19 protein-coding genes are annotated in these 20,465 nt (G+C 66.6%); 10 read left to right on the plus strand and 9 right to left on the minus strand.

Annotated features, from left to right (window positions below):
• The first annotated feature begins 18 nt into the window (after positions 1-18).
• The 4 genes from IB261_RS28385 to IB261_RS28400 all read left to right on the plus strand — a co-directional run bounded on the left by IB261_RS28385 (position 19) and on the right by IB261_RS28400 (position 4,724).
• The gene (locus tag IB261_RS28385) at positions 19-1,383 is read left to right on the plus strand and encodes a CYTH domain-containing protein (protein ID WP_192383634.1); all 1,365 of its coding nucleotides are present in this window, start codon (positions 19-21) and stop codon (positions 1,381-1,383) included.
• A 55-nt stretch (positions 1,384-1,438) separates the two neighbouring features.
• Entirely contained in the window at positions 1,439-3,223 is a 1,785-nt protein-coding gene (gene tfpB / locus IB261_RS28390; RefSeq protein ID WP_081515278.1) for a type IV pilus assembly ATPase TfpB, read from the plus strand.
• A 125-nt stretch (positions 3,224-3,348) separates the two neighbouring features.
• Positions 3,349-4,275, plus strand: coding sequence for an SPFH domain-containing protein (locus tag IB261_RS28395; protein WP_081515277.1), 927 nt, complete (start codon positions 3,349-3,351; stop codon positions 4,273-4,275).
• A complete protein-coding gene (locus IB261_RS28400; protein WP_192383633.1) occupies positions 4,275-4,724 on the plus strand; it encodes an NfeD family protein in 450 nt (149 codons plus the stop codon). Before IB261_RS28395 ends, IB261_RS28400 begins: the two co-directional genes overlap by 1 nt.
• A gap of 231 nt (positions 4,725-4,955) precedes the next feature.
• Here the strand turns inward: IB261_RS28400 and lgt are convergent, their stop codons facing one another.
• Both lgt and IB261_RS28410 read right to left on the minus strand, forming a co-directional pair.
• Positions 4,956-5,756 (minus strand): prolipoprotein diacylglyceryl transferase, encoded by an 801-nt coding sequence (lgt, locus tag IB261_RS28405; protein ID WP_045215607.1) that lies wholly within the window; start codon positions 5,754-5,756, stop codon positions 4,956-4,958.
• A gap of 20 nt (positions 5,757-5,776) precedes the next feature.
• A complete protein-coding gene (locus tag IB261_RS28410; RefSeq protein WP_192383632.1) occupies positions 5,777-6,559 on the minus strand; it encodes a sulfite exporter TauE/SafE family protein in 783 nt (260 codons plus the stop codon).
• 114 nt (positions 6,560-6,673) lie between these two features.
• On the opposite strand from IB261_RS28410, the gene IB261_RS28415 reads away from it, so the two are divergent.
• Entirely contained in the window at positions 6,674-7,420 is a 747-nt protein-coding gene (locus tag IB261_RS28415; RefSeq protein WP_192383631.1) for an NRDE family protein, read from the plus strand.
• Here IB261_RS28415 and IB261_RS28420 read toward each other — a convergent pair.
• The 3 genes from IB261_RS28420 to IB261_RS28430 form a co-directional block, all read right to left on the minus strand.
• Positions 7,417-8,442, minus strand: a complete 1,026-nt coding sequence (locus IB261_RS28420; protein ID WP_081515273.1) for a sensor domain-containing diguanylate cyclase — start codon at positions 8,440-8,442, stop codon at positions 7,417-7,419. The two genes, IB261_RS28415 and IB261_RS28420, sit on opposite strands and share 4 nt — an antisense overlap.
• A gap of 97 nt (positions 8,443-8,539) precedes the next feature.
• Positions 8,540-10,819, minus strand: a complete 2,280-nt coding sequence (gene ptsP, locus IB261_RS28425) for a phosphoenolpyruvate--protein phosphotransferase (protein WP_081515272.1) — start codon at positions 10,817-10,819, stop codon at positions 8,540-8,542.
• A 31-nt stretch (positions 10,820-10,850) separates the two neighbouring features.
• The gene (locus IB261_RS28430) at positions 10,851-11,330 is read right to left on the minus strand and encodes an RNA pyrophosphohydrolase (protein ID WP_017520843.1); all 480 of its coding nucleotides are present in this window, start codon (positions 11,328-11,330) and stop codon (positions 10,851-10,853) included.
• A gap of 147 nt (positions 11,331-11,477) precedes the next feature.
• Between IB261_RS28430 and IB261_RS28435 the strand changes: the two genes are divergently transcribed.
• On the plus strand, positions 11,478-12,134 hold the full coding sequence (locus IB261_RS28435) for a histidinol-phosphatase (RefSeq protein ID WP_192383630.1): 657 nt from the start codon (positions 11,478-11,480) through the stop codon (positions 12,132-12,134).
• Positions 12,135-12,180: 46 nt separating this feature from the next.
• Here the strand turns inward: IB261_RS28435 and IB261_RS28440 are convergent, their stop codons facing one another.
• The 3 genes from IB261_RS28440 to ilvA all read right to left on the minus strand — a co-directional run bounded on the left by IB261_RS28440 (position 12,181) and on the right by ilvA (position 14,710).
• Positions 12,181-12,648 (minus strand): DUF2269 family protein, encoded by a 468-nt coding sequence (locus tag IB261_RS28440; protein WP_192225113.1) that lies wholly within the window; start codon positions 12,646-12,648, stop codon positions 12,181-12,183.
• A gap of 10 nt (positions 12,649-12,658) precedes the next feature.
• On the minus strand, positions 12,659-13,126 hold the full coding sequence (locus IB261_RS28445) for a DUF2269 domain-containing protein (protein WP_192225112.1): 468 nt from the start codon (positions 13,124-13,126) through the stop codon (positions 12,659-12,661).
• A 69-nt stretch (positions 13,127-13,195) separates the two neighbouring features.
• A complete protein-coding gene (gene ilvA / locus IB261_RS28450; protein ID WP_230986085.1) occupies positions 13,196-14,710 on the minus strand; it encodes a threonine ammonia-lyase, biosynthetic in 1,515 nt (504 codons plus the stop codon).
• A 201-nt stretch (positions 14,711-14,911) separates the two neighbouring features.
• Between ilvA and rpiA the strand changes: the two genes are divergently transcribed.
• The 3 genes from rpiA to IB261_RS28465 all read left to right on the plus strand — a co-directional run bounded on the left by rpiA (position 14,912) and on the right by IB261_RS28465 (position 18,166).
• Positions 14,912-15,583: a ribose-5-phosphate isomerase RpiA gene (rpiA, locus tag IB261_RS28455; protein ID WP_081515267.1), complete on the plus strand. Its 672-nt coding sequence runs from the start codon at positions 14,912-14,914 to the stop codon at positions 15,581-15,583.
• 93 nt (positions 15,584-15,676) lie between these two features.
• Entirely contained in the window at positions 15,677-16,009 is a 333-nt protein-coding gene (locus IB261_RS28460) for a YegP family protein (RefSeq protein ID WP_081515266.1), read from the plus strand.
• Between the two features lie 213 nt (positions 16,010-16,222).
• Positions 16,223-18,166 carry an autotransporter outer membrane beta-barrel domain-containing protein gene (locus tag IB261_RS28465; protein ID WP_192383629.1) on the plus strand — a complete coding sequence of 648 codons (1,944 nt, stop codon included), beginning with the start codon at positions 16,223-16,225 and terminating at the stop codon, positions 18,164-18,166.
• A 21-nt stretch (positions 18,167-18,187) separates the two neighbouring features.
• Here IB261_RS28465 and IB261_RS28470 read toward each other — a convergent pair whose 3' ends face one another.
• On the minus strand, positions 18,188-19,111 hold the full coding sequence (locus IB261_RS28470; protein ID WP_192383628.1) for an SdiA-regulated domain-containing protein: 924 nt from the start codon (positions 19,109-19,111) through the stop codon (positions 18,188-18,190).
• Positions 19,112-19,260: 149 nt separating this feature from the next.
• Between IB261_RS28470 and IB261_RS28475 the strand changes: the two genes are divergently transcribed.
• Positions 19,261-20,277, plus strand: coding sequence for an AraC family transcriptional regulator (locus IB261_RS28475; RefSeq protein ID WP_081515263.1), 1,017 nt, complete (start codon positions 19,261-19,263; stop codon positions 20,275-20,277).
• Positions 20,278-20,465 lie beyond the last annotated feature (188 nt).

Raw genomic sequence — 20,465 nt, forward strand, 5'->3', positions numbered from 1 at the left:
CTGAACCGGACCCCCGCCATGCAGAAAGAAACCGAAATCAAATTGCGCGTCAGCCGCGAGACCCTCGAAGCCCTGCGCGATCACCCGGCGCTGAAGAAGCGCAACAAATCCGGCTGGGAGCCCCGCGAGCTGTTCAACCAGTATTACGACACCCCCGGCCGCGACCTGGCCCGCGCCCGCGTGGCGCTGCGCATGCGCAAGGATGGCGAGCAGTTCATCCAGACCCTGAAGACCCGCGGCCAGAGCGTGGCCGGCTTGTCCGAGCGCAACGAATGGGACTGGTACCTGGAGAAGAACAAGCTCGACCTGAAGAAACTCGACGACCAGTGCTGGCCGGCCGCCCTCGCCGACCTGGACAAGAAGAGCCTGAAGCCGATCTTCAGCACCGACTTCACCCGCCAGCGCGCCGAGATCGCCTGGGGTCGCGGCAAGGCCAAGGTGGTGATCGAGGCCGCGCTGGACCTGGGCAAGGTCATCGCCGGCAAGCAGGAAGAGGAAATCTGCGAGCTGGAACTGGAACTGCGCCAGGGCGAGCCCGAGGCGCTGCTGGAACTGGCCATCGAACTGGCCGCGGACCTGGCGCTGATGCCCTGCGACATCAGCAAGGCCGAGCGCGGCTACCGCCTGTTCGACCCGGCCAGCTACAGCATCCAGCCCGACACCCAGAAGCTGCTGCATGAAACCCCGCTGGACGGCGCCTTCGCCGCGCTGTCCTGGTCGCTGCTGGGCAGCAGCCAGCGCCTCGCCGAGCAATACCGCTTCAACGGCCACTGGAGCCTGCTGGAAAGCTGGCTGCAGCAACTGGTCGACCTGCGCGCCCTGCTCGGCAGCCTCGGCCAGGCCGTGCCGCGCGCCAGCACCCGCGAGCTGCGTGCTGCCCTCGACGCGCTGATCGCCGACTGGCAGCCGCGCATCGAACAGGGTCGCCACGACGACGCCGTGCGCCAGCAGATGCCGGCCGCCTTCCGCGAGGAACTGGCCAACCTGCGCTGGGGTCAGTTCTCCCTGAGCACCTCGCGCTGGCTGCTGGGCAAGGGCTGGGCCACCGAGCGCAACGAACGCGCCAACCGCCTGGGCGGTTCCGCCGTCGGCAAGTGGCTGCAGCGCACCCTGGCCGAAGAGGCCCAGGCCATGCCGCTGCAACGCGCCCAGCAACTGCCCGAAGTGCTCGCCGACCAACTGCCGCGCCTGCAGCGCATGCTGGTCTGGCTGCGCCTGGCGCGCAACGTGCTGGAGCTGCCGGAAACCGACCGCCTGTACGGCGAACTGGCCAAGCTGCAGGAGCTGCTCGTCACTCCCGACGCCGAGGGGCGCCTGGATGCCCTCGCGGCCCAGGCCCATACTGTGCTGACCCTCAAGCCGTGGAAGGCGCTTTTGAAATAAGCTGGCCCGGCATTGCTGCGGGCCTGTGACCCGCCACTGGAAGTAGGGAGTCCGCATGTCCGTCTTTGCCCCATCCGCCCAGGACCGTCCGCTCGACCTGGGCGACATCCTGCGCGAGCTGGTCACCCAGGGCCGCGTCGCCCAGGATGACGCCGAGCAGTGCCTGGCGATCCGCCGCAGCGCCGTGAAGAACCAGCAGCACCCGCTGGAATTCCTCGCCGCGCAGCAGGTCGCGGACCGCCAGCGGCCCGGGCACAAGCTGGACCTGGACACCCTGGTGAGGTGGCTGGCGGACTTTTCCGGGCAGCCCTACCTGCGCATCGACCCGCTGAAGATCGACGTCGCCGCCGTCACCCCGCTGATGTCCTACGCCTTCGCCCAGCGCCACCAGATCCTCGCGGTCGCGGTGGCGCCGGATGAAGTCACCATCGCCAGTGCGCAGCCGTTCGTGCACGCCTGGGAGAGCAACCTCACCCACGTGCTCAAGCGCCCGATCAGGCGCGTAGTCGCCAACCCGGTGGATATCCAGCGCTTCACGGTGGAGTTCTACCGCCTCGCCAAATCGGTGACCGGCGCCAGCTCGCAAGACCAGAAGATCAGCGGCATCGGCAACTTCGAGCAACTGCTCAACCTGGGCGCCAACGACCAGGAGCCCGATGCCAACGATGCGCACATCGTCACCATCGTCGACTGGCTGTTCCAGTACGCCTTCCAGCAGCGCGCCAGCGATATCCACATCGAGCCGCGCCGCGAGCAGGGCACCGTGCGCTTCCGCATCGACGGCGTGCTGCACAACGTCTACCAGTTCCCGCCACAGGTCAGCATGGCGGTGGTCAGCCGCCTGAAGTCCCTGGGCCGGATGAACGTCGCCGAGAAGCGCAAGCCACAAGACGGCCGGGTGAAGACCAAGACCCCGGATGGCGCCGAAGTGGAGCTGCGCCTGTCGACCCTGCCCACGGCCTTCGGCGAGAAGATGGTGATGCGGATCTTCGACCCCGAGGTACTGCTCAAGTCCTTCGACCAGCTCGGCTTCTCCCCCGACGACCTGCGCCGCTGGGAGAGCATGACCAGCCAGCCCAACGGCATCATCCTGGTCACCGGCCCCACCGGTTCGGGCAAGACCACCACGCTCTACACCACGCTCAAGCAGCTTGCCACGGATGAAGTGAACCTCTGCACCATCGAGGACCCGATCGAGATGATCGAGCCCTCGTTCAACCAGATGCAGGTGCAGCACAACATCGACCTGACCTTCGCCAGCGGCGTGCGTGCCCTGCTGCGTCAGGACCCGGACATCATCATGGTCGGCGAAATCCGCGACCTGGAGACCGCCGAAATGGCGATCCAGGCGGCGCTCACCGGCCACCTGGTGCTCTCCACCCTGCACACCAACGACTCACCCACCGCCATCACCCGCCTGCTCGAACTGGGCGTGCCCTACTACCTGATCCGCGCCACCGTGCTCGGCGTCATGGCCCAGCGCCTGGTGCGTACCCTCTGCCCGCACTGCAAGGCGCCGATGGAGCTGCACGAGGAGGACTGGCAGGAAGTCACCCGCCCGTGGAACGCCCCGCTGCCCACCGGCGCGCACCAGGCCGTCGGCTGCCTGGAGTGCCGCGACACCGGCTACCGCGGACGCGCCGGCGTGTACGAGATCATGCTGCTGAGCGAATCGCTGAAAGAGCTGATCACCGCCGACACCGACCTCATCCCGCTGCGCCGTCAGGCCTTCAAGGAAGGCATGCGCAGCCTGCGGCTGTCCGGCGCGCAGAAGGTGGCCGCCGGCCTGACGACCATCGAGGAAGTCATGCGGGTCACACCGCAAAGCGAGCAGAAGTAGGCCGCCGGTCAGGCGCCTGAGGAAAACTCCGCAGGCGCCTGCTGGAATTTCCTGCATGCCTGCCCGGTACACCGGTTCGGTTACACTCGACCCTCTTCATCCAAGCCAGACAAGGAGTCCTTTGCATGGAAATCGGCAGTGTCGCCCTGCTGTTCGTCATCCTCGCCATCGTCATCGTCCTCATGGGGTTCAAGGTCGTGCCCCAGGGCTTCGAATGGACCATCGAGCGCTTCGGCCGCTACACCGTCACCCTGAAGCCGGGCCTGAGCATCATCATTCCGGTGGTGGACCGCGTCGGCCAGAAGATCAACATGATGGAGCGCGTGCTCGACGTGCCGCCGCAGGAGGCCATCAGCGCCGACAACGCCATCGTGCAGATCGACGCCGTGTGCTTCTTCCAGGTGGTCGACGCGGCGCAGGCGGCGTATGAAGTCAGCGGGCTGGAAAACGCCGTGCGCAACCTGGTGATGACCAACATCCGCACCGTGCTCGGCTCCATGGAGCTGGACCACATGCTCAGCCAGCGCGACGCGATCAACGAGCGCCTGCTGCGCACCGTCGACGAGGCCACCGCACCCTGGGGCCTGAAGGTCACCCGTATCGAGATCAAGGACATCAGCCCGCCGGCCGACCTGGTGGAAGCCATGGCCAGCCAGATGAAGGCCGAGCGCTTGAAGCGCGCGCAGATCCTCGAAGCCGAAGGCCGCCGCGCCGCGGAAATCCTCACCGCCGAGGGCAAGAAGCAGGCACAGATCCTCGAGGCCGAGGGCCTGCGCCAGTCGGCCTTCCTCGAGTCCGAAGCGCGCGAGCGCCAGGCCGAGGCCGAGGCCAAGGCGACCCAGGTGGTCTCCGAAGCCATCGCCAGCGGCAACGTGCAGGCGATCAACTACTTCGTCGCACAGAAGTACGTCGACGCCCTTGGCCAGCTGGCCAGCTCCAACAACAGCAAGATCGTGCTGATGCCGCTGGAAGCCAGCCAGGTGATCGGCGCGGTCGGCGGCATCGGCGAGATCGTCAAGGCCACCTTCGGCGAAACCAAGGGCCGTAGCTGATGGCTGCCTTTCTCCAGAACCTCGGTTTCTGGGACTGGCTGGGCCTGGGCATTGTCCTGCTGATCCTGGAAATCTTCGGTGCCGGCGGCTACCTGCTGTGGATCGGCATCGCCGCGGCGCTGACCGGCGTGCTGTCGTTCCTGCTGCCGGGGCTGGACTGGATCTGGCAGTGCCTGGCCTTCGGCGTGCTGGCGATCCTCACCGCGCTCTACTGGTGGAACCACCAGCGCCTCAACAAGCGCCAGGCCGTACCCTCCAGCCTCAACCGTCGCGGCAGCGAGCTGGTCGGCCGGCAGTTCGCCCTGCATGACGCCATCGTCGGCGGGCGCGGCAAGATCCGCGTCGGTGACAGCGTCTGGCTGGTCAGCGGGCCTGACCTGCCCGCCGGCGCGCAGGTGCGCGTGACCGGGCAGGACGGTGTGCTGCTGCTCGTCGAGCCCATCCTGTAGGAGCAGGGGCGACGCCATCGATATTGCTCGCGAGCCCGCCCCCGCAGGGGAGTTCGGTTCGCGAGCACGAATGTAGGATGGGTGGAGCTTGCGATACCCATCGGCAGAACCGATAAGCAAATTGATGGGTATCGCTTCGCTCCACACCATCCTACATAGAGGGAGCAGCACCCTAAGCTGGCCTCAACGAAAAAGCCCGCCAATCGGCGGGCTTTTTCATTCAGGCGAAACTCAGCTCGCGGCCGGCTGCGCGGGGGCGCGGCGGTAGGCCCAAACCATCAGCGCGATGCCGCCTAGGACCATCGGTACACACAGCACCTGGCCCATGGTCAGCCAGCCCCAGGCCAGGTAGCCCAACTGGGCATCCGGCACGCGGACGAACTCGACGATGAAGCGGAAGATGCCGTAGCACAGCACGAACAGGCCGGACACCGAGGCGGTCGGGCGCGGCTTGCGGGTGAACAGCCAGAGCACGACGAACAGCGCCACGCCTTCCAGCGCGAACTGGTACAGCTGCGACGGGTGGCGCGGCTCCGGGCCGCCGGTGGGGAAGATCATCGCCCAGGGCACGTCGGTCACCTTGCCCCACAGCTCGCCGTTGATGAAGTTGCCGATACGCCCGGCGCCCAGGCCGATCGGCACCAGCGGCGCGATCAGATCCATCAGCTGGAAGAAGCTCTTGTTGTTGCGCTTGCCGAACCACCAGGTGGCCAGCATCACGCCGATCAACCCGCCGTGGAACGACATGCCGCCCTTCCACACCTCGAAGATCAGCGTCGGGTTGGCGATGTACTCGTCCAGGTTGTAAAACAGCACGTAGCCCAGGCGACCGCCCAGGACCACGCCGCACGCGACCCAGAAGACCAGGTCGGAGAGTTTCTCCTTGGTCCAGGTCGGATCGAAATCCTTCAGCTTGCGCGACGCCAGCAGCCAGGCGCCGCCGATGCCGATCAGGTACATCAGGCCGTACCAGTGGATTTTCAGCGGCCCGAGCGCTACGGCAACCGGGTCGATCTGTGGATAAGGCAGCATCCGCTTCTCCTAGCAGGAACTCAGATCAGGAAACTCATGCCCACGCTGAACAGCAGCAGGGCGAACAAACGCTTGAGCACCAGGGGTGGCAGGCGATGCGCTAGCCGTGCCCCGATGCGGGCGAAGAACATGCTGGTGAGGGCAATGCCCACCAGCGCCGGGAGGTAGACGAAGCCCAGGCTCATCTCCGGCAGCTTGTCGTTGTGCCAGCCGACAGCGATGAAGGATATCGCGCCGGCGATGGCGATCGGCAGGCCGCACGCCGAGGAAGTCGCAACCGCCTGTTGCATGGAGACCCCACGCCAGGTCAGGAAAGGCACGGTCAGCGAGCCGCCGCCGATGCCGAAAATCGCCGAAGCCCAGCCCACCACGCCACCGGCCACGCCCAGGCCGAAGCGCCCCGGCAGCTCGCGCGCGCCCTTGGGCTGCAGGCCCAGTGCCATCTGGATCGACACCAGCACGGCGAAGGTCCCGATGATCTTCTGCAGCACCGGGCCCTGGATCTTCGACGCGGTGACCGCGCCCAGCGCGCTGCCGACCAGGATGCCGACCGTCATCCAGGCGAACACCGGCCAGCGCACCGCGCCACGGCGATGGTGTTCGATGATCGAGTTGATCGAGGTGAAGACGATGGTCGCCAGAGAAGTGCCGACCGCCATCTGGGTCAGCACGTCGGGCGAGAAACCGTGGGCACCGAAGCTGAACACCAGGGCCGGGACGATGATCAACCCGCCGCCAACGCCGAACAGGCCGGCGAGCACGCCAGCGCAGGCGCCAAGCACCAGGTAGAGCACGAACTCCATGGGCAACCTCGGGCAATAAAGCGGGCATGGTAGCCGAAGGCTCCCGGGCGCTCCAGCCACTCCGGGACATCGGCGGATGTTGATAGACTGCCGGGACACTACGGAGTTCGACCCATGTGCCTGATCGTCTTCGCCTGGCGTCCCGGCCACGCCACGCCCCTGATCGTCGCGGCCAACCGCGATGAGTTCTACGCCCGACCGACCCTGCCGCTGGCGGCCTGGGAGGATTATCCCGGCGTCTATGCCGGTCGCGACCTGGAGGCCGGCGGTACCTGGCTGGGCGTGGCGCCGGACGGCCGCTTCGCCGCCCTGACCAACGTGCGCGATCCTGGCCAGCCACTGGGCCCGCGCTCCCGTGGAGAGCTGGTGGCAGCCTTCCTGCAGGGCCGGCAGGCACCGCTGGAGTACCTGCAGCAGGTCGCCCGGCGCGCGACGGATTACAGCGGCTTCAACTTGCTGGTGGGCGACAGTGCGCAGCTCTGCTACTTCAATCCCCGCGTCGGCCCGCCGGTGGCGGTGGCGCCGGGTGTACACGGGCTCTCCAACGCTGCGCTGAATACGCCCTGGCCGAAGCTGCTCAGCGCCCGCCAAGGGCTGGAGGCGGTACTGGACGCACCCGACACCCGCTCACTCGTCGCCCTGCTGCGCGACAACCGCCAGCCCGCCGATGCCGAACTGCCGGAAACCGGCGTCGGCCTGGTCACGGAGCGCCTGCTCTCCAGCGTATTCATCGCCAGCCCGACCTACGGCACCCGCGCCAGCACCGCGCTTATCGTTCACGCGGACGGCCGCCGCGAGCTGCTGGAGCACAGCTTCGGCCCTAGCGGAGCTCGTCTGGGTGAAGTGGCCCTGGCTCTCTAGCAGGTGACGATGCAGTCGCGCTGGGCCTTGGCGCGGTAAAGCCCTTCGTCCAGGCGACGCAGCATCACCGACAGGTCCTCGCCGGGCTGCATCGCCGTCACCGAGAAGCTGGCGGTGAGCTGGGTCGGCAGTGAGATATCGGCCCGGCGCAGGCTCATGCGCAGCCGCTCGGCCAGTTCGCGCGCCGCTTCGCAGGTGGTTTCCGGCAGCAGCACGATGAATTCCTCGCCGCCCCAGCGGGCGAAGCAGTCCTCCTCGCGCAGACGCCGCCGCACCACTTCGGCCACCGCCACCAGCACGCGGTCGCCGGCCGGGTGACCAAGGCTGTCGTTGATGCGCTTGAAGTGGTCGAGGTCGAACATCATCAGTGAGCAGCCGTGGCCGTGGCGCTGCAGACGCTGCCATTCGGCGTGCAACTGCTGCTCGAAACGCCGGCGGTTGGCGATCTGCGTCAGCGGGTCGATCTCGGAGAGACGCAGGGCAACGGCGGCCTGTTCGGCCAGCGCCTGATTGGCCTGGCGCAGGGCTTCGGTGCGCTGCAGCACCAGGTACTCCAGGCTCAGGTTGAGCTGGTGCAGCTCGTGATTCTTCTCCTGCAGCTCCAGCTCTGCGAGCTTGCGCTCGTGGATGTTGCGGTGCGCGCCAATCATCCGCGTCGGCTTGCCCGCCTCGTCGAACTCGAAGAAGCGCCCGTGATCGCTGACCCACAGGTAGTTTCCGTCCAGGCAGCGGCAGCGGTACTCCTCGCGGTAGACGCCGCTGCGCCCCTGCACATAGGCATCGAAGGCGAACATCACGCGGGAGAAGTCCTCGGGATGGATGATCTCGTGCCAGGTGGCGACGTTTTCCGGGAGGCTGTCGGGGTCATAGCCGAGCATGGCGTACCAGCCCGGACTGCGAGTGACATGGTTGCTGCGGATGTCCCAGTCCCAGATGCCATCGCTGACGATGCTCAGGGCATAGCGCAGGGTGCGGGCGCTGGCGCCGGTGTCCGTGCAAGGCGGCTGGTCGAGCTCTTCCATAAGCTGCGTCCTGGCCGGTGATCCGGCCCTGTTACTTCATCTGCCCTGCGGTCATGCACGGATCCGCAGGTGGCTTTCGTAAAGAACTGTCGCCGCGTCAGGCCTGGATGGTCGCCGCCGGGTTGATCACACGGCCCAGCCCCAGGTTGCGCAGGGCGAGGTGCAGCGAGCTGTGGATAACCTGCGGGTTGTCGAAAGTCATCAGCTGGCTGAGCAGTTCGCGAGCCCTGGACAGGGTCATCTGGCGCAACAGCCATTTAACCTTGGGCAAGTTCGTGGCGTTCATCGACAGCGAGTCGAAGCCCATGGCCATCAGCAGCACGGCAGCGGCCGGGTCACCGGCCATCTCGCCGCAGATGCTCACCGGCTTGCCTTCGGCGTGGGAGTCATCGACCACCTTCTTCAGCGCCTGCAACACCGCCGGGTGCAGGTAGTCGTAGAGGTCGGCGACACGCGGGTTGTTGCGGTCCACGGCCAGCAGGTACTGGGTCAGGTCGTTGGAGCCGACCGAGAGGAAGTCCACCTGGCGCGCCAGTTCGCGGGTCTGGTACACGGCCGCAGGGATCTCCACCATCATGCCGATCGGCGGCATGGGGATGTCGACGCCTTCGTCGCGCACTTCGCCCCAGGCGCGGTGGATCAGGTGCAGCGCCTCTTCCAGCTCGTGGGTGCCGGAGATCATCGGCAGCAGGATGCGCAGGTTGTCCAGGCCTTCACTGGCCTTGAGCATGGCACGGGTCTGCACCAGGAAGATTTCCGGGTGGTCGAGGGTGACGCGGATGCCGCGCCAGCCGAGGAAGGGGTTGTCTTCCTTGATCGGGAAGTAGGACAGCGCCTTGTCGCCGCCGATATCCAGGGTGCGCATGGTCACCGGCAGCGGGTGGAAGGCGGAGAGCTGCTCGCGGTAGATGGCGAGCTGCTCCTTCTCGCTGGGGAAGCGGTCGTTGATCATGAACGGCACTTCGGTGCGGTACAGGCCGACCCCTTCGGCACCGCGCTCCTGGGCGCGCGCGACGTCCGCCAGCAGGCCGGTGTTGACCCACAGCGGCATGCGATGGCCGTCCAGCGTCTCGCAGGGCAGCTCGCGCAGCGCGGCCAGGCCCTTGCTCAGTTCCTTCTCTTCGGCGACCACTTCGCCGTACTGCTTGACCAGCTGCGGCGACGGGTTGGTGTAGATCTCGCCGTGGTAGCCGTCGACGATCAGGTCGATGCCGTCGACCTTGGAATACGGCAGGTCGACCGCGCCCATGACGGTCGGGATGCCCATGGCGCGGGCAAGGATGGCGACGTGGGAGTTGCCCGAGCCGAGTACCGAGATCAGGCCCACCAGCTTGCCTTCGGGCACTTCGCCGAGCATGGCCGGCGACAGCTCCTCGCTGACGATGATGGTCTGGTCGGGGTAGGTCAGCGACTGCTTACGCTCTTCCTGGAGGTACGCCAGGATGCGCCGGCCGATGTCCTTGACGTCCGATGCACGCTCGCGCAGGTAGGCGTCGTCCATCAGCTCGAAGCGCTGCACGTGCTCCATGACCACCTGGCGCAGGGCGCCCTGTGCCCACTGGCCGGTGCGGATGATGCGCTTGACCTCAAGGCCGATGGAGGCGTCATCGAGCATCATCAGGTAGACGTCGAACAGCGCCCGCTCTTCCTTGCGCAGCTGGGTAGCCAGCTTGCTGGAGAGGTTGCGCATGTCCTCGCGAACCGATTCCAGCGCCTGCTTGAAGCGCTCGACCTCGGCCTCGACGTCATCGATGGGTTTGTCCGGGACGACTTCGAGATCAGCCGGCGGCAGCACCACCACGGCCTTGCCCACGGCCACGCCGGGGGCGCCAGGAACGCCGACGAACTTGGCTTCGCTGATGCCCTTGCCCATCTTGCCCAGGCCGCGGATCGAGCCGGTTGCCTCGGCGTGGGCGATTACGCCGGCGAGTTGCGCGCTCATGGTGACGAGGAAGGCTTCCTCGCCTTCGTCGAACTGGCGCTTTTCCTTCTGCTGCACAACCAGAACACCCATCACCCGACGGTGGTGGATGATCGGCGCGCCAAGGAAGGAGGCGTAGCGTTCCTCGCCGGTCTCGGCGAAGTAGCGGTAACGGGGGTGTTCGGAGGCGTTCTCGAGGTTCAGCGGCTCTTCGCGGGTGCCGACCAGGCCGACCAGGCCCTCGTTGGGCGCCATGCTGACCTTGCCGATGGAGCGCTTGTTCAGGCCCTCGGTGGCCATCAGCACGAAGCGGTTGCTCTCCGGGTCGAGCAGGTAGACCGAGCACACCTGGCTGCCCATGGCCTCCTTGACCCGCAGCACGATGATGCCCAGCGCCGCCTTGAGGTCCTTGGCGGAGTTCACTTCCTGGACGATCTTACGCAGCGTGTTGAGCATGGCGTGGGGGTCTAACTCCTTGAACTTCGTGCTAGTCGCGCGCCAGCAGGCGCGGTGCCAATTCCTTCAGAGCCCGGCGGTAGACCTCGCGCTTGAAGGTCACGACCTGGCCCAGCGGGTACCAGTAGCTCACCCATTTCCAGCCGTCGAATTCGGGTTTGCCGGTGACATCCATGCGCACCCGGCTTTCCTCGCCGGTCAGGCGCAGAAGGAACCACTTCTGTTTCTGCCCGATGCACAGCGGCTGGCTGTTGGTGCGCACCAGGCGTTGCGGCAGGCGGTAACGCAGCCAGCCCCGGGTACAGGCGAGGATCTTGACGTCCTGCTCTTCCAGGCCGACTTCTTCGTTCAGTTCGCGGTACAGCGCTTCCTCAGGGGTTTCTCGGGCGTTGATGCCGCCCTGGGGAAATTGCCAGGCTTCCTGGTTGATGCGCCGTGCCCACAGTACCTGTCCGACATCGTTGCAAAGGATGATGCCGACATTGGGGCGAAAACCATCGGGATCGATCACGGCGGTACATCCTCGAAATCGCGTGTGCCCGCATTGTTCCACAAAGCTTGTGACAGCGGCAACGCGGGCTGCGGCGTCCTGTGCCGGGTGGGCAAAAGCCGTTACTCTAGGCGACTTTTCCGTATTGGCAACTGGCGGTAATCCATCGTGCGACTGGCTCTCTTCGATCTCGACAACACCCTTCTGGCCGGCGACAGCGACCACAGCTGGGGCGAATGGCTGTGCCAGCGCGCTCTGGTGGACGCCGGCGAGTACCAGGCACGCAACGATGCCTTCTATGCCGATTACCTGGCCGGCACCCTCGACGTGTTCGCCTACCAGGCCTTCACCCAGGCGATCCTGGGCCGCAACAGCCTGGACCAGCTGGACACCTGGCACCGCCAGTTCATGCAGGAGGTGATCGAGCCCATCGTCCTGGCCAAGGGCGAGGCCCTGCTGGCCGAGCACCGCGCTGCGGGCGACAAGCTGGTGATCATCACCGCCACCAACCGCTTCGTCACCGGCCCGATTGCCGCGCGCCTGGGCGTGGAAACCCTGATCGCCACCGAGTGCGAAATGCTCGATGGCCTCTACACCGGCCGCACCTTCGACGTGCCCTGCTTCCAGGGCGGCAAGGTGACCCGCCTCAACCGCTGGCTCGAAGAGACCGGCCTGAAGCTGGACGACGCCTATTTCTACAGCGACTCGCGCAACGACCTGCCGCTGCTGGAGCTGGTGGCCAATCCGGTAGCCGTCGACCCCGACGACACCCTGCGCGCCACCGCCACCGAGCGCGGCTGGCCGGTGATCAGCCTGCGCGGCTGAGCGCTCGTCAACCTGCGCTGAGGGCCCACCAACCCGCGCTGAGGGCTCAGAAGCCCTTGTTGACCATCAGGTAGAAGATCGCCAGGAAGGCCAGGAACGCCGGCCAGCCCAGGGCGAACCACCAGCGCATATAGAGGAAGGCCCTGGGCGGCAGCGCCGCACCATCCCGGTGCGCCGCCTCGGCCATGTCGCGCACGCGAATCTGCAGCCACACCACCGGCAGCCAGCAGACACCGGCGAACACGTAGAGCGCCAGGCTCCACAACAGCCAGCCCGAATCCAGCGGCCAGCCGGCCATATGTGCCATGGCGATGCCGCTCAGCGGCTGGAACACCGCCGTGGTGGCGATGAACAGCCAGTCGGCGGTGACCAGATGGCGGAAGGTGATGCGGATGGCTTCCAGGTTGCCGCTGCGCCAGGCCCGCCAGCTGTAGTAGGCCGAGCCCAGCCCGGTGCCGAACAGCAGCGTGGAAGACAGGATATGAAGGGTCTTGAGCAGCAGGTAGAGGTTCACGCGGTGGGCATCACACCGGCTTGCTGATCATCAGCACCAGGATGGCGATCACACAAAGCAGCGCCAGCACGAAGAAGGCCAGGCCGAACTTCCACTGCCGCGCGGCGCCCGATGCAATCGGCTCGCCACTGCTCTGCGCCACCAGTGCCAGGTCGCGGATGCGCCACAGGCGGGTGGTGAACAGCAGCCAGAAGATAGTCGCGACGATCAGCAGGCAGGCGCTGCCCAGCAGCCAGGTCTGCCCCAGCGGCCAGCCGACGGTCTGCACCATGCGGTAGCCGGTGACCGGCAGGCTGGCGACGCTGCCGGCCACCAGTACCCAGCCGATCAGGCCGATGCGCTGCAGCGCCTTGGCGATCACCCCGGCGTCGCCGCCACGCCAGCTGCGCCAGCCGTACCAGGCCAGGCCGATGATGGCCAGGAACGGCAGCACCGCGGCGATGCCGTGGAGGATGCGGAAGGTCTGCAGGCTTTCCATTTCAATTCCCTGTGAAGAAGGCGGCGTTTCGACAAGCCTAGCAGCAGTCGCGCCGCCCCTGCCCGATCCTCAGCCGAGGAACAGGCGGTAGGCCGGGTTGTCCGTCTCGTCCCAGTAGGGGTAGCCGATCTCTTCCAGCGCGGCCGCCACCAGGTGACGCTCGTCTTCCGGCACCTGCAGGCCCGCGACCACGCGACCATCGGCCGCGCCGTGGTTGCGGTAGTGGAACAGGGTGATGTTCCAGCGCCCGCCCAGGCGGTTGAGGAAGTTGAACAGCGCGCCGGGGCGCTCGGGGAACTCGAAGCGGAACACCTGCTCGCCGGAGACGCGCGGCGAATGACCGCCGACCATGTGGCGGATGTGCAGCTTGGCCAGTTCGTTGTCGGTCAGGTCCAGTACCGGGAAGCCCTGCTCCTGCAACTGCTGCACCAGTGCCGCGCGCGGGTCGTTCTCCGGGTGCGTCTGCACGCCAACGAAGATGTGCGCTTCGCTGTCGGTGTTGTAGCGGTAGTTGAACTCGGTGATCTGGCGCTTGCCGATGGCCTCGCAGAAGGCCTTGAAGCTGCCCGGCCGCTCGGGGATGGTCACCGCGATGATCGCTTCGCGCTTCTCGCCCAGCTCCGCACGCTCGGCCACGTGGCGCAGGCGGTCGAAGTTGATGTTGGCGCCCGAATCGATGGCGACCAGGGTCTCGCCCTTCACGCCTTCGCGCTCGACGTACTTCTTGATCCCGGCCACCGCCAGCGCGCCGGCCGGCTCGGTGATCGAGCGGGTGTCGTCGTAGATGTCCTTGATCGCCGCGCAGATTTCGTCGGTGCTGACGGTAATCACTTCATCGACATGGTCCTTGCACAGCTCGAAGTTGTGCTTGCCGATCTGCGCCACGGCCACGCCGTCAGCGAACAGCCCGACCTGGCCGAGTACCACGCGCTCGCCGGCGGCCATGGCGGCCTGCAGGCAGTTGGAGTCGTCCGGCTCGACGCCGATGACCTTGATCTCCGGGCGCAGGTACTTCACGTACGCGGCAATGCCGGCGATCAGGCCGCCACCGCCAACGGGCACGAAGATCGCGTCGATGCGGCCGGGGTTCTGGCGGAGGATTTCCATGGCCACGGTGCCCTGGCCAGCGATCACGTCCGGATCGTCGTAGGGGTGGATGTAGACGTAGCCCTTTTCTTCCACCAGCTTCAGCGAGTGCGCCAGCGCGTCGGGGAAGGCGTCACCGTGCAGCACGGCCTTACCGCCACGGGCGCGTACGCCCTGGACCTTCAGCTCCGGCGTGGTGCGCGGCATCACGATGGTGGCCTTGATGCCCAGCTCGCGGGCGGCCAGCGCCACGCCCTGGGCATGGTTGCCGGCGGAAGCAGTGACGACGCCGCGGGCGAGTTCTTCCGGGCTCAGTTGCGCCAGCTTGTTGTAGGCGCCGCGAATCTTGAAGGAGAACACCGGCTGCAGGTCTTCGCGTTTCAGCAGAATCTGGTTGCCCAGGCGCTCGGAGAGCTGGCGGGCGGGCTGCAGGGGCGTTTCCACGGCAACGTCGTAGACACGCGAGGTGAGGATCTTCTTGACGTATTGTTCGAGCATCGGAAGGGCTATATCGGCGGCTTTTCGAGGAACCGCGAGTCTACTCCAGCCGGCGCGGCGCGGGCCACCGAACAATCCGCGCGCAGATGACCATAACAGTTGCCCGGCGGCGCAACACCGGCGCGCCGTCGACCGCTATAATCCGCCCTTTCGACCATTCTCCGGCGCCGTTGCGCCCACCCAGGTAAGAAGACCCTCGCCATGAACCAGGATCAGCTCAAGCAGGCTGTGGCCCAGGCCGCCGTCGACCACATCCTTCCGCACCTCGACAGCAAGAGCATCGTCGGCGTGGGCACCGGCTCCACCGCCAACTTCTTCATCGACCTGCTGGCCAAGCACAAGGCCGAGTTCGACGGCGCCGTGGCCAGCTCCGAAGCCACTGCCCAGCGCCTGAAGGGCCACGGCATCCCGGTCTATGACCTGAACACCGTCAGCGAGCTGGAGTTCTACGTGGACGGCGCCGACGAGACCAACGAGCGCCTGGAACTGATCAAGGGCGGCGGCGCCGCGCTGACCCGCGAAAAGATCGTCGCCGCGGTCGCCAGGGAATTCATCTGCATCGCCGACGCCAGCAAGCTGGTGCCGATGCTCGGCGGCTTCCCGCTGCCGGTGGAAGTCATCCCCATGGCCCGCAGCCACGTGGCGCGCCAGTTGGTGAAGCTGGGCGGCGACCCGGTGTACCGCGAAGGCGTGCTGACCGACAACGGCAACATCATCCTCGACGTGCACAACCTGCGCATCGACAGCCCGGTACAGCTGGAAGAGGCGATCAACAATATCGTCGGCGTGGTCACCAATGGCCTGTTCGCCGCGCGCCCGGCTGACCTGCTGCTGCTGGGCACCGCCGAAGGTGTGAAGACCCTCAAGGTCTGATGCCCTCAAGCGCCATCCGCCGGATGGCGCCTTCCAGAGCGCCTGCTGCCGTCTACGCTGGGATGACCCAACCCTCCCGGAAGGAGATGCAGCATGGCCGCCAAGTACCATCTGAAGAAGGCCAGTGATGGCCAGTTCCACTTCAACCTGCACGCCAGCAACGGCGAGATCGTCCTGACCAGCGAGCTGTACAAGGCCAAGACCTCGGCCATCGACGGCATCGAGTCGGTGCGCAAGAACTCCCAGCGCGAAGGCGCCTTCGAGGTCAAGGTCGCCACCAACGGCAAGCACTACTTCGTGCTCAAGGCCACCAACGGCCAGGTCGTCGGGCAGAGCCAGATGTACGCCAGCAAGGCCACCGCCGATGCCGGCGTGGCGGCGGTCAAGCGTTACGCGCCGGAAGCACCGATCAGCGACGACACCTGACAGCGCACCATTTCGGTGAGCACTCCCGCACGCCCGCTCAGCACGGCCGGCCTTGCCTCCGGCCGTGTATCACCATTGTTACAGTGGCGCGACACCCTCGGTCACTGACGCGTCAAATTCCGCCCATCTCCGGCGAACCGGTCCACATCCTGCTTTCCTCCGGCGCACGCATCGAAGACCGATGCGATCCCAATCGACACAGAGGAAAGTGCCGTGTTCAGACCCTTAGCCGTTGCGGTCAGCCTGGGCTGTGCTGCGCTGGCAACCGACGCCAGCGCCTACGAATACGGGGAGTATGCCGGGGACACCCTCGACACCCTGATCAACGATTACCCCGGCCGCTACCGCGGCACTGCCAGCTTCGCCGGCGCCACCGCGCTGATGCAGTCGCGCCTGGGCTTCGGCTACCAGACGCAGGTCCAGGACTTCACCTGGGCCGGCAACCGCAGCTCGCAGAACGTCATCGCCAGCGCCCCGGGCAGCAGCGGCCAGTACGTGGTGCTGGGCGCCCACTACGACACCTACTATGGCCGTCCCACCCTGCAGGGCCTGGACGACAACGGCTCGGGCGCCGCCGTGCTGACCGAGATCGCCCGCAACCTGGGCGGCGTCGCCCTGGAGAACGGCCTGGAAGTGGTCGGCTTCGGCGCCGAGGAGGAAGGCCTGCGCGGTTCGCGCGCCTACGTTGCCGCCCTCAGTGACGAACAGCGCAGCAACCTGCTGGGCATGATCAACCTCGACAGCCTGATCACCGGCGACAAGATGTACGCCCACGCCGGCCTCAACAGCGTCGACAACCCCGCGCTGGGCGCCTACCGCGACCAGCTCCTGCGCATCGCCCAGGAACTGAAGATCCCGCTGTTCACCAACCCCGGCCTGAACGAGGAATACCCCGCCGGCACCGGTTGCTGCAGTGACGGCGAAAGTTTCGAGGGCCTGAATGTCCCGGTGCTGTTCATCGAGGCCACCAACTGGGAGCTGGGCGATCTCGACGGCTACGAGCAGACCGACAACCCCGCCATCCCCGGTGGCGCCACCTGGCACAACCCGGCGCTGGACAACGAGCAGGTGCTCACTGGCGCCTTCGGCCAGGAGCGCATCGACCAGCGCCTGCGCGACTTTTCGCGCCTGCTCACGCGCCTGGTGCTGGAGCTGACCAATGCCGACCTGCTTGCCTCCACCGCCTCCGGCGGCGCCACGGCACGGCAGATGGAAGACCAGCTGCAACGCCAGCACCTGGCCCTGACCCGCCTGCACGACCGCCGCTGGCTGACGCTGCTGGGCAGCTCGCGCCCGGTCGGCAGCTTCGACGGCGCCGTCGGCGTGGAAGGTGAGACCACGCCCGAAAGCGGCTTCGACATGCCCGGCGACCCGCGCTCCCACCGTGCCGGCGTCAACCTGCTGGGCGACTACCGCGCCAGCGAGGCAGTGACCGTCGGCGGCAGCCTGAGCTTCCAGCGCAGCCGCGACAACCTCGACCACAGCGCCCGCCTGGAAGCGGAAACCTGGCAACTGGGGCTCTACGGCCTGCTCAACGATGGCGGTCCTGCCTGGCTGGGCGGCGAGCTGAGCGCCGGCTACGCCGACTTCGACAGCAAGCGCTCGGTATACCTGAAGGCGAACAACGGCCCGGTGCTGCTCGACCAGCGCATCGACGGCGACACCAACGCCTGGTTCTGGGGCGCGCGGGTCGACGGCGGTTACGACTTCGACGTCGCTGGCATCAAGACCGGGCCGCAGGGCGGGCTGGACTTCGTGCACTACCGCATCGACGACTTCAATGAGGACGACGACCTGCGTACTGCGCTGGGCTACGAGAAGCAGGACTACGACTCGGTCGAAGCCAGCCTCGGCTGGGGCCTGCGCGGCGAGCTGCCGTTGGGCAACCGCATGGCTGTGCAGCCCTACGCCAGCGTGCGCTGGGTGAAGGAGCTGGCCGACGGGCGCCTGGACGACATCGCGCTGACCGCTCTGGGCGATGGTCGCACCCGCGTCGCCGATCTGGGCGATGTGGACAAGGACTTCGGCCGCGCCCAGGTCGGTGCCCTGCTGGCAGTCACCGAGCAATTGGGCGTGTTCGCCGAGGCCAACTCGCGCTTCGCCCACAGCGAAGGCAGCCAGGCGTCCTATTCCCTCGGCGTGCAGTGGCAGTTCTGATCGCCTGAGTGCGAGGCGCCTTCAGTGCGCCTCGCGCTTCTTGAACACGTAGAAGAGATTGGGCTCGCTGACCAGGTACAGCGTGCCCTGGTCGCCCATGGCGATGCCCTCGGCCTGCGGCACGCTGCGCCGCAGGCCCTGCATGCCGCGCAGCAGCGACAGCGAGCTGATCGGCTCGCCATTGGCGCTCAGCTCCAGCACCAGCCGGGACTCGTCTGACAGCGCCAGCAGATGGCCGCTGCGCTCGTCGTACTGCAGGCTGGAAAGATCGCGGACGAACAGGTTGCGGTTGTGCTCGAGGTCTTCCACCACATGCACCGCGATGGGTTGCTCCGACTGCTCGTAGGGAAAGCCACGCACCTCATAGATATGCACGGGATGGCGCTCCTTGGCGACGAACAGGCGCTTGCCCACCGAATCATAAGCCAGCCCCTCGAAGCCACTGTTGCCGCCGCGCCCCAGGGCCAGAGCGAGCTGCTGGGCGTCTTCGATGTGCAGCTCCTTGGTATCGTCGCGCAGCTCGACGCGGATCAGCCGCTGGTGGGTTTCGTCAGTGATCACATAGACGTTGCGGCTGATGTACTCGATGGCCTCGGTGTCGCCGAAGCCGTGCAACGCGATCCTGCGCAGCACCTTGCCTTCCAGTGACAGCTCGACCAACTCGTTCTGCTTGTTGGTGACGGTGAACAGGGTCTGTCGATCCGGGTCGTAGGTCAGCGCCGAGACGTTGTCTTTGAGCCCCTCGATGGGTTGCGCCTCCAGCACCACGCGGTAGTCGGGCAGCCAGAGGGACTGTTCCTGCCACTGCGCAGCGTGGCGCCACTCGTTGAACTTGAACCAGATGCGCTCGTAGACCCGAAAGCTCTGGCCCAGCGCGAGCAGCGCGGCCAGGGTGAGCAGCGCCAGCAGCAGGAACAGGCGACGGGGTTTGAGCAGACGGCGCATGGGGGACTCGGGGTGGGGATGGCGTGGCAGAGTGACAGCAGCGCCTGAAGCCAAACTTAAAGGCCATCATCCGCTGCGGGCAGGCTAGAGTCAGGTTAGCGCAAGACTGTCCCGTGTTTCTTTTGCAAACGACTGCAAGAGGCGTATCGATGGCCCAGCACCTGCTTCCCGAACAACGCCAGCAGGCGACCCTGCACACGGTGGTGCTGGCGACCGAGGTGCTGCATCACGCCGGCGTACCGCGCCCGAAGCTGCTGGAGGGCAGCGGCATCGGCGAGGCGGACCTGCTGACGCCGGAAAAGCTGATCACCCACGCGCAGGAGCTGCGGGTCTTCGCCAACGCCCTGAACTGCCACCACGATCCGGCGCTGGGCCTCTACCTCGGCCTGCGCATGCATGTCTCGGCTTACGGCATCCTCGGTTACAGCATGCTCGCCAGCCGCACCCTGCGCGATGCGCTGCAACTGGCGCTGTCGTTCCCCGAGCTGCTTGGCACCTACTTCCGCCTGGCGCTGACGCCGCAGGGCGACGAGGTCCACCTGACCGCCGACGGCTACCGCTACGCGCCGGAGCTGACGGTGTTCAACACCGAGCTGTGCCTGACTTCGCTGCTGACGGTGATCCGCGACCTGCTCGGCGAGTCGGTGCGGCCTCGTCGGCTGCTGCTGGCGTATCGGCCGCCACTGCACGCGGAGACCTACACCGAGCGCCTGGGGTGCCCGGTGGATTTCGGCGCGCCCACCAGCGCGCTGTGCTTCAGCCCGGCGCTGCTGGACCGGCCGCTGCCGCTGGCCGACCCGGTCAGTTGCCACAACGGCGTGCAGCAGTGCCTGCGCATGAGCGGGGTGCTCAGCGCCCGTGGCGATGTGCTCGACCAGTTGCGCCAGCACCTGGCGAGCCACCTGCAGGACACCGCCAGCCTGGACACCGTGGCGCGCCACCTGCACCGCTCCACCCGCACCCTGCGGAGGCACCTGCAGCAGCAGAACACCAGCTATCAACAGGTGCTCGACGAGGTGCGCTTCGACCGCGCGCGGCAGTTGCTCAAGGACACCGACCTGCCGATCTACCTGATCGCCGAACAGCTGGGCTACAGCGAGACGGCCAGTTTCCGGCATGCCTTCCAGCGCTGGAGCGGGGCGAGTCCGAGTTTGTATCGGGGCTGAGTCGGGAGCTCTCTTCGTAGGATGGCGTGGGGCGCAGCGATACCCATCATCTCAGCACGTACAGCATGGGTATCGCTCCGCTCCGCCGATCCTACTCACCGCCAGAGTCGACTTTGCCGCGTAGGACCAAGCCCCTAAAAATCTTCAGAACAACAATCCGCTGACGCCCGAAATCCAGCATGGCAGAG

This window comes from Pseudomonas sp. PDM20, assembly GCF_014852575.3.
Lineage (GTDB): Bacteria > Pseudomonadota > Gammaproteobacteria > Pseudomonadales > Pseudomonadaceae > Pseudomonas.